General features: G+C 37.3%; 11 protein-coding genes. 9 read left to right on the forward strand and 2 right to left on the reverse strand.

Features of this window, described 5'->3' with window-relative positions; genetic code table 11:
• The first annotated feature begins 2 nt into the window (after nucleotides 1–2).
• The 4 genes from ACR9EA_RS03020 to bglX are packed head-to-tail and all read left to right on the forward strand — an operon-like array spanning nucleotide 3 to nucleotide 7,583.
• Nucleotides 3–1,463, forward strand: a complete 1,461-nt coding sequence (locus ACR9EA_RS03020; protein ID WP_435137335.1) for a RagB/SusD family nutrient uptake outer membrane protein — start codon at nucleotides 3–5, stop codon at nucleotides 1,461–1,463.
• Nucleotides 1,464–1,489: 26 nt separating this feature from the next.
• Nucleotides 1,490–3,652, forward strand: a complete 2,163-nt coding sequence (locus ACR9EA_RS03025; protein ID WP_435137338.1) for a PKD domain-containing protein — start codon at nucleotides 1,490–1,492, stop codon at nucleotides 3,650–3,652.
• Nucleotides 3,653–3,663: 11 nt separating this feature from the next.
• Complete coding sequence (locus ACR9EA_RS03030; RefSeq protein ID WP_435137341.1) at nucleotides 3,664–5,277, forward strand: glycoside hydrolase family 16 protein; 1,614 nt, start codon at nucleotides 3,664–3,666, stop codon at nucleotides 5,275–5,277.
• Nucleotides 5,278–5,288: 11 nt separating this feature from the next.
• Entirely contained in the window at nucleotides 5,289–7,583 is a 2,295-nt protein-coding gene (bglX, locus tag ACR9EA_RS03035) for a beta-glucosidase BglX (RefSeq protein WP_435137344.1), read from the forward strand.
• Nucleotides 7,584–7,800: 217 nt separating this feature from the next.
• Here bglX and hemN read toward each other — a convergent pair whose 3' ends face one another.
• On the reverse strand, nucleotides 7,801–9,162 hold the full coding sequence (gene hemN / locus ACR9EA_RS03040; protein WP_435137347.1) for an oxygen-independent coproporphyrinogen III oxidase: 1,362 nt from the start codon (nucleotides 9,160–9,162) through the stop codon (nucleotides 7,801–7,803).
• A 216-nt stretch (nucleotides 9,163–9,378) separates the two neighbouring features.
• On the opposite strand from hemN, the gene ACR9EA_RS03045 reads away from it, so the two are divergent.
• From ACR9EA_RS03045 to era, 4 genes are all read left to right on the forward strand, one after another.
• Nucleotides 9,379–10,650, forward strand: coding sequence for a DEAD/DEAH box helicase (locus ACR9EA_RS03045; protein WP_435137350.1), 1,272 nt, complete (start codon nucleotides 9,379–9,381; stop codon nucleotides 10,648–10,650).
• A gap of 3 nt (nucleotides 10,651–10,653) precedes the next feature.
• On the forward strand, nucleotides 10,654–10,878 hold the full coding sequence (locus ACR9EA_RS03050) for a VF530 family DNA-binding protein (RefSeq protein ID WP_435137353.1): 225 nt from the start codon (nucleotides 10,654–10,656) through the stop codon (nucleotides 10,876–10,878).
• A 77-nt stretch (nucleotides 10,879–10,955) separates the two neighbouring features.
• Complete coding sequence (locus ACR9EA_RS03055) at nucleotides 10,956–11,360, forward strand: hypothetical protein (RefSeq protein ID WP_435137356.1); 405 nt, start codon at nucleotides 10,956–10,958, stop codon at nucleotides 11,358–11,360.
• 140 nt (nucleotides 11,361–11,500) lie between these two features.
• The gene (era, locus tag ACR9EA_RS03060; RefSeq protein ID WP_435137359.1) at nucleotides 11,501–12,385 is read left to right on the forward strand and encodes a GTPase Era; all 885 of its coding nucleotides are present in this window, start codon (nucleotides 11,501–11,503) and stop codon (nucleotides 12,383–12,385) included.
• Nucleotides 12,386–12,387: 2 nt separating this feature from the next.
• Here era and ACR9EA_RS03065 read toward each other — a convergent pair whose 3' ends face one another.
• Complete coding sequence (locus tag ACR9EA_RS03065) at nucleotides 12,388–12,882, reverse strand: GTP-binding protein (RefSeq protein ID WP_435137362.1); 495 nt, start codon at nucleotides 12,880–12,882, stop codon at nucleotides 12,388–12,390.
• Nucleotides 12,883–12,967: 85 nt separating this feature from the next.
• Between ACR9EA_RS03065 and der the strand changes: the two genes are divergently transcribed.
• Complete coding sequence (gene der, locus ACR9EA_RS03070) at nucleotides 12,968–14,275, forward strand: ribosome biogenesis GTPase Der (protein WP_435137365.1); 1,308 nt, start codon at nucleotides 12,968–12,970, stop codon at nucleotides 14,273–14,275.
• Nucleotides 14,276–14,277 lie beyond the last annotated feature (2 nt).

Here is a 14,277-nt window from a genome sequence, read left to right on the forward strand (position 1 = left end):
ACATGAAAATAGTAAAACATATACCGTTTATAATCGCCATACTTTTTATAAGTTCTGCATGTTCAGACTATGTGGATTATGAAGCGAAAGAGAATTTTGAAATTGTTGCAGATGCTTACTTCTATTCAAAAGAAGATTACGAATCTGCAGTGGTTGGTACCTACGATCCGCTACAATGGATGTATTTAAATGTATTGATAGGAGATATTGCATCAGAAAATTCATTTAGTGGAGGAGAAAGTGCAACAGATGTTATTGGTATTCAGGAAATAGATGAAATGCGCCATACGCCAACAAATGATAATTTAACGTCTATCTGGCGGTTTTTATACGAAGGCATAAATCGCGCTAATTATTTAGAAGAAAATAAAGATAAATTAGAATTTGATGGTAAAGAAGCTTTATATGGCGAAGTCTACTTTTTAAGAGCATATTATTATTTCGAATTGGTAAAATTCTTTGGCGATGTGCCATTATTTACAGAACGCAGATTAACTGCGACCGATTCTGGAACTTTAGAACGTGCTTCTAAGGCAGATGTGTATGCGCAAATAGAGTTAGATTTATTAACGGCCATAAGTGCTTTGCCAAACACACAAAGTCAAAAAGGACGTGTTACCAAATATGCCGCCCAAGCTTTATTGGGTAAAGTGTATTTGTTTCAAGATAAGTTTGCCGAGTCTGCAAGTATGTTAGAAAACGTTATTGGCAATTATAGTTTAGTGCCAAATTACCAAGATCAATTTTTAAAAGCTGGAGAAAACGGGCCAGAGTCTGTTTTCGAAGTGCAATATTCTAATGATTCAGAATGGTACGATTGGGATTTTGTTCCACAGGGTACAGAAGGTAATTTTGGGGTCATTCATAATGGACCAAGAGCATTCTCTGGACCAGAATATGCAACAGGTTGGAGCTTTAATCTGCCAACGCCAACTCTAGTAGCAACTTTCGATGATGGCGATTCTAGAAAAGAAGCCTCCATTTTAGATATAGAAGCTTTTGCTGCAGAAACAGGAGCATCGTATGCAGAAGGCTATAAACATACTGGCTATTATAATAAAAAATACATCCCGCGAGCAGGAGAAAGCGGTGCACAAACCGAATTAAATTACTTAACCAATTACCGCGCAATTCGCTATGCAGATGTATTATTAATGGCTGCCGAAGCAAATAATAGAAACGGTAATGATACTAAAGCTTTAGACTACTTAAATCAAGTTGTAGAGAGGGCTTTCGGGAATACAGATCATAATATAACAGCTTCAGGAAATACTTTAACCCAATTAATTTGGGAGCAAAGAAACTTAGAGCTAAGTATGGAAGGACATCACTTTTTCGATTTGGTGAGAACTAATCAAGCTGCAAATGTTATCGAAGGATTTACAGCTGGTAAGCACGAAGTTTTCCCTATTCCGCAACAGGAAATTGATATTTCGGGACTAACTCAAAATCCAGGATACTAATGCAAACAAAACTAAAATTAAGAAAGATGAAAAGATTACAATACGTTTTAGGTGTTGCGCTCTTAATTACTGCTATTTGGAGTTGTACCAACGATGATTTTGGGAGTACAGAATTTTTAGAAACCGCCCAAGCGCCATCTAATTTATCAGCATTATTTAACGTAACGCAAGACAATACAGGATTCGTTACCATTACACCCAACGCAGAAGGCGCTGTTGCCTACGATGTGGCTTTTGGTGACGGAAATACTACCGCATCGAAAGTGAAACAAGGTGAGAGTATTTCGCATACTTATGCCGAAGGAACTTATCAAGTTAAACTTATTGGATACGGCATTACCGGACTAACATCCGAAACGGAATTGCCTTTAGTAGTATCATTTAAGGCACCAGAAAATTTAGAAGTGACTATAGAAAATGATGTCTCAGTGTCTAAAAAAGTGAATGTCACCGCAACAGCAGATTATGCTATGACTTTTGATGTTTATTTTGGAGAAGCAGGTAAAGACGATCCCGTAAGTGCTAATATTGGTGACGTGGCTTCGTATGTGTATCAAGAGGCTGGAACATATACCATTCGCGTGGTAGCAAAAAGTGCAGCAATAGAAACTACAACATATACGCAAGAGTTTGAAGTTACGGCCATTTTACAACCGGTAGCATCGGCTCCAACGCCAAAAGCACGTCAAGAAGGCGATGTCATTTCGGTATATAGCAATGCGTATACAAACATAGAAGGTTCCAACTACAATCCAGATTGGGGACAATCTGGTCAAGGGAGTAGTTATGCCGAATATGATTTAAATGGCGACATTATGTTGCAGTACATTAATTTAAGTTATCAAGGTATCGATTTAGGTGCGCCTGTAAATGCTGTGCCAATGGAGTATCTTCATATCGATGTTTGGACAGCAGATGTATCTTCTATAGATATCTTTCCGTTGCCAGCAGGAGTTCAGCCAGATCAAGAACGATTTGTGACTAAAGAATTGGTGCCTAACGAATGGAATAGTATCGATATTCCTTTAACCGAATTTACAGATCAGGGATTAGCTTTAGATAATTTAGCTCAGTTTAAATTTGTTGGTAACCCTTGGGCGGCAGGAACGGTGTTTGTAGATAATTTATACTTCTATAAAGCACCTACAGAATCTGTAGAAATGCCTATTACATTCGAGTCTTCAACACTTAATTATGCATGGTCGGGCTTTGGTGATGCTAATTTTGGGCCTATAGACGCTGGTGTGATTTCAAATCCCGATCAGTCTGGTAATAATACATCGGCACATGTGGTTAAAATAAATAAACCATCTGGAGCGCAAGTATGGGCAGGAGCTAGTATCGATTTAGGGGCAAGACAAGATTTTTCTGAAGGCACTACGGTTAACGTATTAGTGTGGTCGCCAAGAGCAGGCACACCAATCATGTTTAAAATGGAAGACTCTATGTCTGCACCAGATGGTAACGGAAATCCGTCGGTGTTTGTAGAGGTTCTTTCCGAAACTACTGTGGCTAACCAGTGGGAAATGCTGCGTTTTGATCTTACAACATTTGAAGCTTTCAACACATCAAATAATTACGATCGTGTTATTCTTTTTCCAGACTTCGGAAATGTAGGCCTAGGTGAAGATTTTTATTTTGATGATATTAAAATTGAAGGTACAGGAGAAGCAGGAATTACATTTCCAATTACTTTTGAATCTACAAGTTTAGAATATGCTTGGAATGGCTTTGGTGATGCTAATTTTGGTGCCATAAATGCAGGAGTAATTGATAATCCCGATGCGACTGGCGAAAATATATCATCAAAAGTAACACATATTAACAAGCCAACAGGCGGACAAGTATGGGCGGGAGCAAGTTTGGATCTTGCCGGAGCAGCCGATTTTTCTTCAGGTAATACAACTATAAAAGTTAAAGTTTGGTCGCCACGATCGGGTGTGCCTATCATGTTTAAAATGGAAGATTCTACATCCGAACCCGATGGTAACGGCAACCCTTCGGTATTTGTAGAGGTACTGAGCGAAACAACTGTTGCAAATCAATGGGAGGAATTAAGTTTCGACTTAACAAAATTTGAAGCCTTCAGCACTTCTAATACATACGATCGCGTTATTCTGTTTCCAGATTTCGGAAATATTGGTGACAACGAAGACTTCTATTTTGATGACATCATACAAACAAATTAAAATTAAGACACATGAAAAACTCTAAATATATGTTCGGTTTAATATTTTGCATGCTTGCTTTTTTTACGAGTTGCGACGACGAGAATTACGAATTTGGTGATTTGCAAGCACCTTCCAACGTACAAATTACAGCTGAGGTTGTTGGTGCAGATGCAGATAACCCGTATGGTGATGGTAGCGGACAAGTAAATTTTAAAGCCTCTGCAGATCACGTAATAACCTATAAGTACATTTATGAAGGTGCAGGTAGTATGGCACCTAATGGCGAAATGCAATATAACTTTGGTAAAACAGGCGTGTTTACCTATACAGTAACTGTAGAGGCCATTGGTAAAGGCGGATTAAGCTCTACAGCATCAACACAGGTTGAGGTATTGGCGTTGTACGCACCACCTGCAGATTTAATTACAGACTTAACGGGAGATGGTTCTAAGAGCTGGCGTGTTAAGGCAGAAACTGCAGGTCATTTTGGTGTTGGTCCACCTGATGAAACTTCTCCTATTTGGTGGAGCGCTGCGCCATACGATAAGGAAGGCTTAGGTGCTTACGACGATGTGATAACTTTTAATGTAGATGGTACCGTAAATTATAAAACAAACGGGACTATGTATGGACAATCCGGCCCTCTAGATTCAGATTTTGGTATTGCTAACCAAACACCAAATGGAGATAGTGAATATGTGAATTATCCGGTAGACGACTTTAATGATACCTGGTCTTTATCTGCACCTGGTGGGCAAGAAACATTAACCTTTGCAGATAAAGGGTATCATGGCTTTTATGTAGGGGGTTCGCATAGTTATGCCATTATTTCCAGAACAAGTACCGATTTGGTTTTAAGAACGGTAGGAGCAGATTCTAACGGTTGGTTTGTTATTTTAACTTCGGAAGAAGAATCTCCATCTCCAGAAGATCCAGATTATACCAACCTTATTTGGGAAGATAATTTTGATGAAGCAGGTGCGCCAGACCCAACAAAATGGGGGTATAATATTGGTACAGGAGACAATGGTTGGGGGAACAACGAGTTACAATATTATACAGATAGAGCAGACAATGTTATTGTAGAAGATGGCCTGTTAAAAATTACGGCTAAAAAAGAAACGTATCAAGGTGCTAACTATACGTCGGCTAGACTAAAAACACAAGGTTTATTCGAGTTTACTTATGGGCGTATAGATGTGCGAGCAAAGTTAGCTGGCGGAACGGGAACTTGGCCCGCGATTTGGACTTTAGGAGCGAATATAGACACCGAAGGTTGGCCTAAATGTGGTGAGATTGATATCATGGAGTATTCAGGGCACACACCAGGGCAAGTATCTTCTGCTATTCATACGCCTTCCAGCTACGGAGATACTGTGAATTACAAAGCGACAAGTATAGAAAATGAAACATCGGAGTTTCATGTGTATTCTTTAATATGGTCCGAAAATCAATTGAGTTTTTTAATTGATGATGTAAAGTTTTACTCCTATAATCCTACGTTAACCGAAGATACTTGGCCTTTCTCAAAAGATCAATTCATCATTTTAAATGTAGCTATGGGTGGTACTTTAGGTGGCGATGTCGCCCCTGAATTTACAACATCTACCATGGAGATAGATTATGTGAAAGTATTTCAATAAAAGAGACAGTAATGAATAAAAAGTTAAATAAAATAGTGTTTTACAGTGCTATGGCCTTATTTGTAGGCCGTGGCAGTAACATGCTAGCACAACAATCTCGCAGTGAAATTGCTTTAGAAAAGAAAGTAGACTCGGTATTGGCATTAATGACGCTTAAAGAAAAAATCGGACAGTTAAATCAGTACAACGGCAGTTGGGATGTGACAGGTGTGCCTTCGGACATAGATAATAAAACCAAACTCGAAAAGTTGAAAAACGGAGAGGTTGGCTCTATGTTAAATGTATTAACTGCCGAAGCTACGCGTGATGCACAGCGTTTGGTTATGGAACATTCACGGTTAAAAATTCCATTAATTTTTGGCTACGACGTTATTCACGGGTACAAAACTATGTTTCCAATTCCGTTAGGAGAAAGTGCGAGTTGGGATTTAGATGCTATGAAGAAAAGTGCCGAAATTGCAGCAAAAGAAGCAGCAGCTTCAGGGTTGCATTGGACTTTTGCTCCTATGCTAGATGTATCTCGCGATGCCCGTTGGGGACGTATTATGGAAGGTTCAGGAGAAGACCCGTACTTAGCGAGTGTTATTGGTGTAGCCAGAATACAAGGGTTTCAAGGTAACGATTTGTCAAATCCATTTACTATAGCAGCCTGTGCTAAACATTTTGCTGGTTATGGTTTTGCCGAAGCTGGCCGCGATTATAATACCGTAAATATAGGAGAACATGAATTGCATAATGCTATTTTGCCTCCCTTTAAAGCCGCGTCTAAAGCCGGGGTTGCAACCTTTATGAATGCGTTTAATGATGTAGATGGTGTTCCTGCAACGGCCAGTACATATTTACAACGTAAACTATTAAAAGAGCAGTGGGGTTTTGATGGGTTTGTAGTTTCCGATTGGGGGTCGATTGCCGAGTTAATTCCTCATGGGGTGGCAAAAGATAAATTACAAGCTGCAAATATAGCTATTCATGCGGGTAGCGATATGGATATGGAAGGACGTGTATACGAAGCGAGTTTAAAAACTTTGGTAGATAATAACTCTGTTGATATTGCTTTAATAGATGATGCCGTAAAACGTGTGTTACGTGTGAAATTCCGTTTAGGTTTGTTTGACGATCCTTATAGGTATAGCAATACAAAACGCGAAAAAGAACAGGTTTTAACAAAAGAGCATTTAGGGATAGCACGGGATGTTGCCAAAAAATCTATTGTATTGCTGAAAAATGAAAGTAATATGTTGCCTCTTAAAAAGAAGCTAAATAGTATTGCTGTAATTGGGCCTTTAGCAAACGATAAAGACACGCCAATTGGTAATTGGAGAGCGCAAGGAGAGAAAAATTCGGCTGTTTCGGTGTTAGAAGGCATTAAAGAAGCCATTGATGGTAAAACAAAAATCAACTATGCAAAAGGGGCTGAGTTGTCGATTGGGGCACGTTCATTTTTACAGCCCTTAACTATAAATACAACAGATACATCTGGATTTGATGAGGCCGTAGCAGCAGCAAAACAATCGGAAGTTGTGGTTATGGTTTTAGGCGAAGATGCTTTTCAATCTGGAGAAGGTAGAAGTCAGTCGCAAATTGGCTTTGCTGGGGTTCAGCAAGATTTATTAGAGGCCGTTTATGCCGTAAATAAAAACATGGTTTTGGTATTGATGAATGGTAGACCAATGGAAATAACTTGGGCAGCAGCGCATGTACCTAGTATTTTAGAAGTTTGGCAATTAGGGTCTGAGCATGGTCATGCCGTAGCCGATGTGCTTTTTGGGGATTACAATCCATCGGGGAAATTACCCGTGTCTTTTCCTAGAGCAGTTGGTCAAGAACCATTTTATTACAACCATAAAAACACAGGGCGTCCTTTTGCAAATGGCGAGGTAACGTTTTCGCATCATAACGACGTGGATAATTCGGCCTTATTTCCGTTTGGATTTGGTTTAAGTTACACAACGTTTAAATATTCAGATATTACCTTATCAGCTTCAAAATTTAAAACAGGAGAACATATTACCGCTTCAGTAGCAATTACCAATACGGGTAAAGTGAAAGGGAGGGAAGTTGTGCAATTGTACGTTCGCGATCTGGTTGGTAGTTTAGCACGTCCAGTAAAAGAGTTGAAAGGGTTTGAGTTGGTAGATTTAAATCCGGGGGAAACAAAAACTGTAAGTTTTAATATTACCCCAGAGCAACTTCAATATTATACCGCCAATAAAAAATGGGAAACCGAACCAGGTATATTTCATGTGTTTATTGGTTCAGATGCTACGGTTAAGACATTTAAACCACTAGAATTTGTAAATGATTAGTAATGATCTAATTAATAGCTAGTTTTGTTTTTTTATCATTGGGGCTGTCCAAAAAAGTTAATTTTTCGTCAATCTGAATTTATTTAACTTCGTTGAATCTTTGATTTCAGATTCTCATTATTGTTGATTTTCAATATGATGAGATTCTGTGTCAAGCACGGAATGACGCACTTTTAAACTTTTAGACAGCCTCTTTGTGTTTTAAAAGTACCGATTGTTATATCGTCATAGAAAACAATTTGGTTTCTGGTTTGTTTTCATGAAGTTTTAAATCGAATGCCATACAAATATTTCTAATAAACATGCGGCCCTTTTCTTTTACCACTAAACCATTGTCGTTAATAGTTAATAGCTGGTCAGCTTCCATTTCTTTTAAACGAGAAATAATATCTGGTAAAGCGTCCATTTGCAAGCTAGGGTTTTGCCAAGACGTTTTTAGATGACACATAATATTTAAAATATGTTGGCGCACAATTAAATCTTGTTCAGAAAGTAAATGACCTCTGTATATAGGGAACTCATTGGCATTAAGTTTAGCGTAATAATCGTCTATTTTCTTTTCATTTTGAGCAAAACTATACCACGAATCACTTATAGATGATACTCCCAAACCAATCATAAGCTGGGTTTTTCCAGACGTATATCCCATAAAATTCCGATGAAGCGTTTTGTTGGTCATTGCCTTGTACATACTGTCTGTTGGTAAAGCAAAATGGTCCATGCCAATCTCTACATAACCCGCATCAAAAAAGAGTTGTTTGCCAAGCTCGTATAAATGTCTTTTTTGGTCGTCTTTGGGTAAATCATTTTCATTAAACCCGCGTTGTCCGTTACCTTTTATCCACGGCACGTGGGCATAGCTGTAATAGGCTATACGATCTGGTTTAAGAGCAACTGTTTTGTTAATGGTGTCGCGAATGCTTTGTTCGGTCTGGAAGGGCAATCCAAAAATTAAATCGTGACTAACAGAAGTATAACCGATAGTTCTGGAATCTTCGGTAACCTGTTTTACGGTGTCGAAATCTTGAATACGATGAATCGCTTTTTGTACCGTCGGGTCGTAATCTTGAATGCCAAAACTATTACGTGTAAACCCTAAATCGAATAAAGTTTGTAGCTGTGTTTTGCTGGTGTAATTAGGATGTCCTTCAAAACTGAATTCAAAATCTTTAGCTTTATGTGCTGTTGTGAAAATTCCGTTAATAAGTCGTTTTAAGTGCTCTGCCGAAAAAAATGTAGGTGTGCCGCCTCCTAAGTGGATTTCTTTAATATTAGGTGTGTCACTAAATAAATCGCAATACATGCGCCATTCTTTCAGTACCATATCTATGTACGGTTCTTCTACGTTATGCTGTTTTGTAATACGCTTATGGCAGGCACAAAACGTACATAAGCTTTCGCAAAACGGAAGGTGAATGTATAAACTAATACCTTCTGTAGTATTCGATTCTGTAAAGGAAGCTTTTAAAGTTGCTAACCAATCTTTTAAATCAATTCCATTTTTATCCCAATATGGTACAGTGGGGTAACTGGTATATCTTGGTCCTGGAATGTTGTATTTTTGAATTAAACTAGGCATGCGTTTACGCTTTATTTTATAGGGAAAAAATCATTATACAAATTTACGATTATTTTGGGCCGTGATAAAGCTTTAAACCACTATAAGTTTGTATTATATTACAGATAAATACGATTTACCATTGAAAAAAGAGAGAAGGCAAAAAATAAGCGTACTTTTGCAACTTCATTAAAGATGATATTATAAACACAATGTTATCTTTTGCAATTATAATTTATGTCATTTAATTCACTAGGCTTATCTGATGCCTTATTGAAAGCAATCAATAAAAAAGGATACAACACACCTTCACCCATTCAACAAAAAGCTATCCCGCCAATTTTAGAAGGTAAAGATGTTTTGGCTTCGGCCCAAACCGGAACAGGAAAAACAGCAGGGTTTACTTTGCCCTTATTACAAATTTTGTCTGAACAGACGACTCAAAAACGGCGACCTGTACGGGCATTAATACTTACTCCAACTCGAGAATTAGCCGCTCAGATTTACGATAATGTAAAAGAATATAGCGAATTTTTAGATTTACGCTCTGCCGTTATTTTTGGTGGTGTAAATCAGAAACCACAAGCTGCTCAATTACGACAAGGTGTCGATGTATTAGTAGCAACTCCTGGTAGATTATTAGATTTGTGCAACCAAGGATTATTATCATTAAAGCAAGTAGAAATATTTGTTCTAGACGAAGCCGACCGTATGTTAGATATGGGCTTTCTTAGAGATATAGAAAAAATAATGACCCTAATACCTGCACAACGTCAGAATTTAATGTTTTCGGCAACGTTTTCTAAAGACATTAAAAAGCTGGCTCATGGTATTTTAAATCAGCCTGTTCATGTTGAAGCGACACCGGAAAATAGTACAGTAGATGTTATTCAACAAAAAGTATATCGCGTTGCTAAGGGAAAGAAAATAGGATTAATTATAAAGTTAATTTCCGATGGAAATTGGAAACAAGTTTTAGTTTTTACTAGAACAAAACATGGTGCTAATAATTTAACAAAAAAGTTGATTGCGGCAGGGATAACAGCTGCAGCTATTCATGGAAATAAAAGCCAGGGTGCTAGAACAAAAGCTTTAGCTGGTTTTAAAGATGGAAGCATACGCGTTATGGTTGCAACAGATATTGCAGCACGTGGGTTAGATATCCCTTTGTTACCACACGTTATTAATTTTGAAATACCTAATATTTCAGAAGATTATGTGCATCGTATTGGTAGAACTGGTAGAGCTGGAGCTAGTGGGGAAGCCATATCGCTGGTAAGTGCAGACGAAACCACTTTTTTAAGAGATATTCAAAAATTAATAGGTATAAAAATTCCTGTAGAAATTGTTGAAGGTTTTGAACCCGATCCGAATGCTTCAACCGAACCTATTAATCAAAGTCAAGGACGCTCTAGAAGTAGAAATCCAAGAGCAAAAACAGGTGATAGAAGTTCAAACAAAAGTAACTCGTCAAACTCTGGGCGTAGATCTCGGGAAAGAAGGAGGTAGAATATGGCTAGTCAACCAAATAATCCCTTACATGGTGTGAAATTAGAGCAGATTTTAATGGAGCTTCAGGCACATTATGGTTGGGAATATATGGGCTACACTATTAATATTCGTTGTTTTACACACGACCCGTCTATAAAATCGAGTTTAAAATTTTTACGCCGTACCCCATGGGCAAGAACAAAAGTAGAGCAAATGTATCTACAGATGCTAGAAAAAAATAATTAAGGGTTTTGTTTTAGTTTTAACTAAGACAAAAGAAGTATTTTTACTAAAATCATATTAATCATTAAATCACTTAAATTATGAAAAAAACAGTTGTATTAATGGCTTTAGCTCTAGGAGTTGCAAGCTTTACAGGATGCCATTCTTCGAAGTCGGCGGCAAGCGATGTTACAAGTTCTGCAGTGTCAGACATGAGTGCAGACCAAATGAAATCTTATTTTTTAAACAATCCAGATGCTCAAGCTAAAGTAAAAGAAGCATTAGTAGATGAAGATTCTCCGTTAAGACGTCAAGCGACAGAATACTTAAAATCTAACCCAGATACACAAGCTAAGGTTACCGATTTTTTAACTAAAAACCCAGGTGCTAAAGGAAATTTAATGAAGTATGTAATGGATAACCCAGAACTTACACAAAAATTAATGAATTGGATTTCTAGTAACCCAGACATTCTTAAAAAAGCATTAAGTTTAGTGGGGATGTAATTCCGCTATCAATTTAAAATTTAAAGCGATTAAGATACCTTCTTGGTCGCTTTTTTTATTTTATGCACTTTAGTGGTTGTAGGCTTTGTGTAAAAGCGAATTTAATAGTGTAACTTTGCAACGGTTTAATACGAAGTACTATGAGTCATAAAGCAGGTTTTGTAAATATTATAGGTAACCCAAATGTGGGAAAATCTACCTTAATGAATGCCTTTGTAGGCGAAAAATTATCCATAATCACATCTAAGGCACAAACAACCCGACATCGTATTTTGGGGATTGTAAATGGCGATGATTTTCAAGTGATTTTATCGGATACGCCAGGTATTATTAAACCCGCTTACGAATTACAAACATCGATGATGGATTTTGTAAAATCGGCTTTCGAAGATGCAGATATTTTAGTGTATATGGTAGAAATAGGAGAAACCGAACTAAAAGACGAAGCCTTTTTTAATAAAATTACAAATGCTAAAATCCCTGTTTTATTATTACTTAATAAAATCGATAAGTCCGATCAGGAACAATTAGAAACCCAAGTGCAGCTTTGGCAAGCTAAAGTGCCAAATGCAGAAATATATCCTATCTCGGCATTAGAAGGGTTTAATGTTTCCGAAGTATTTACCAGAATTATAGATTTGTTACCAGTGTCGCCACCATTTTATCCAAAAGACCAATTAACCGATAAACCTGAGCGTTTTTTTATAAACGAAACCATACGCGAAAAAATTCTATTGCATTACAAAAAGGAGATTCCATATGCTGTAGAAGTTGATACCGAAGAGTTTTTAGAAGAAGACGATATTATACGTGTACGCTCTGTAATTATGGTAGAGCGCGATACTCAAAAAGGCATTATAATAGGCCATAAAGGCGCAGCTTTAAAACGTGTAGGTGTTGAAGCTAGAAAGGATTTGGAAACTTTTTTTGGAAAACAAATTCACATAGAGTTATATGTGAAAGTAAATAAGAATTGGCGTACAAACACCAACCAGTTACGTCGCTTTGGGTATAATCAAAAATAAGTTTAAAGGTCTAGTGTGTTTTTCATAAATTGATGTAACAACAGCATGTCTTTTTTTCCTTTAAATCGGCCTGTGCGACCAATAAAGTACAGTACAAACCAAAGTATAATCATGCCAATACAAACAGTTAATTGTAGCGAATAACAGTTGTTTAATACCCAATTGGAATAGCCCCAAATGGCAAATCCAATAAAAATTAAAATCACCATAAAGTGTAAAAATATAAATAAGGTCCAAACGGTTGGGTTAGGGCCAAACAAGCCATAAAGTTTACAACTTTTTTCGTCTATAGCGTTAATTTCTAAATGCAATTGTGGCGACCAAAAGTGTTGTTTGTGCTTGGGAATACGTATAAAAACATGATCGTCTACACGAGAAATAACAAAATCAGACTGTTGGGTTTTCATGGTTTCAAAGCGTTGTAAAGCAGCGCTGTTAGTCGTATTTAAAACCATGTTAAATCGTGGTCTAAGCACAATGTCGTTATCTAAAATCATGTTTTTTTAAATCTTTATAGAAAGCGTTAAAATACAGTTTTTTCTTAAACTTGTAAACACTACCTTTGCAGACAATTATAAGGATATGAGTAGTATAGTAGCTATAGTAGGAAGACCAAATGTTGGAAAATCAACATTTTTTAATCGTTTAATTCAACGTCGCGAAGCTATTGTAGATGCCGTTAGCGGAGTTACAAGAGATAGACATTACGGTAAAAGTGATTGGAACGGAAGGGAGTTTTCGTTAATCGATACCGGTGGTTATGTAAAAGGAAGCGACGATGTTTTTGAAGCCGAAATCGATAAGCAAGTAGAATTGGCTATAGATGAAGCCGATGCCATTATTTTTATGGTAGATGTCGAAACAGGCGTAACGGGTATGGACGAAGATGTTGCACGGTTATTACGCAAGGTTACAAAACCAGTGTTTTTGGTTGTTAATAAAGTAGATAACGCGAAACGTGCTGAAGATGCTGTTGAGTTCTATGCCTTAGGTTTGGGCGAATATTATACCATTGCAAGTATAAACGGTAGTGGAACAGGCGATTTGTTAGATGCAATTGTAGAGGCATTACCAGAACAAGAAGAAGAGGAGGAAGCCGAAGAATTACCACGTTTTGCAGTAGTAGGACGGCCAAATGCAGGAAAATCGTCGTTTATTAATGCCTTAATTGGCGAAGATCGTTACATTGTAACGGATATTGCAGGAACAACTCGCGATGCTATAGATACGAAATACAACCGATTTGGATTTGAATTTAATTTGGTAGATACCGCGGGAATCCGTCGTAAATCTAAAGTTAAAGAAGATTTAGAGTTCTATTCGGTAATGCGTAGTGTACGTGCTATAGAACATAGCGATGTGTGTATTTTGATTTTAGATGCTACACGTGGTTTTGATGGTCAAGTACAGAATATTTTTTGGTTGGCAGAGCGTAACCGTAAAGGAATCGTTATTTTGGTAAATAAATGGGATCTTGTAGAGAAAGAAACCAACTCGGCTAAAGAATACGAAAAACGCATCCGTAAGGAAATAGAACCTTTTACAGATGTGCCTATTGTGTTTATTTCGGTACTAAACAAGCAGCGTATTTTTAAAGCTATAGAAACTGCTGTAGAAGTGTACCAAAACAGAGCTAAAAAAATAAAAACCAGTGTGCTTAACGAGGTCTTATTGCCGATAATCGAAAATTATCCGCCGCCAGCCTATAAAGCAAAATATGTGAAAATTAAATTCATTACACAATTGCCTACGCCACAGCCACAGTTTGCATTTTTTTGTAATTTGCCGCAGTATGTAAAAGAGCCTTATAAACGTTTTCTAGAAAATAAACTCCGAGAGCATTTCGATTTTAAAGGTGTGCCAATTAGTGTGTATATGCGTAAAAAATAAAA

The organism is Formosa sp. A9, from assembly GCF_051200825.1.
In the GTDB taxonomy this organism is placed as follows: domain Bacteria; phylum Bacteroidota; class Bacteroidia; order Flavobacteriales; family Flavobacteriaceae; genus Formosa.

Coding starts and splice junctions, on each gene's coding strand:
- ACR9EA_RS03020 (WP_435137335.1), top strand. CDS start 3: ATGAAAATAGTAAAACATATACCGTTTATAATCGCCATACTTTTTATA.
- ACR9EA_RS03025 (WP_435137338.1), top strand. CDS start 1,490: ATGAAAAGATTACAATACGTTTTAGGTGTTGCGCTCTTAATTACTGCT.
- ACR9EA_RS03030 (WP_435137341.1), top strand. CDS start 3,664: ATGAAAAACTCTAAATATATGTTCGGTTTAATATTTTGCATGCTTGCT.
- bglX (WP_435137344.1), top strand. CDS start 5,289: ATGAATAAAAAGTTAAATAAAATAGTGTTTTACAGTGCTATGGCCTTA.
- hemN (WP_435137347.1), bottom strand. CDS start 9,162: ATGCCTAGTTTAATTCAAAAATACAACATTCCAGGACCAAGATATACC.
- ACR9EA_RS03045 (WP_435137350.1), top strand. CDS start 9,379: ATGTCATTTAATTCACTAGGCTTATCTGATGCCTTATTGAAAGCAATC.
- ACR9EA_RS03050 (WP_435137353.1), top strand. CDS start 10,654: ATGGCTAGTCAACCAAATAATCCCTTACATGGTGTGAAATTAGAGCAG.
- ACR9EA_RS03055 (WP_435137356.1), top strand. CDS start 10,956: ATGAAAAAAACAGTTGTATTAATGGCTTTAGCTCTAGGAGTTGCAAGC.
- era (WP_435137359.1), top strand. CDS start 11,501: ATGAGTCATAAAGCAGGTTTTGTAAATATTATAGGTAACCCAAATGTG.
- ACR9EA_RS03065 (WP_435137362.1), bottom strand. CDS start 12,882: ATGATTTTAGATAACGACATTGTGCTTAGACCACGATTTAACATGGTT.
- der (WP_435137365.1), top strand. CDS start 12,968: ATGAGTAGTATAGTAGCTATAGTAGGAAGACCAAATGTTGGAAAATCA.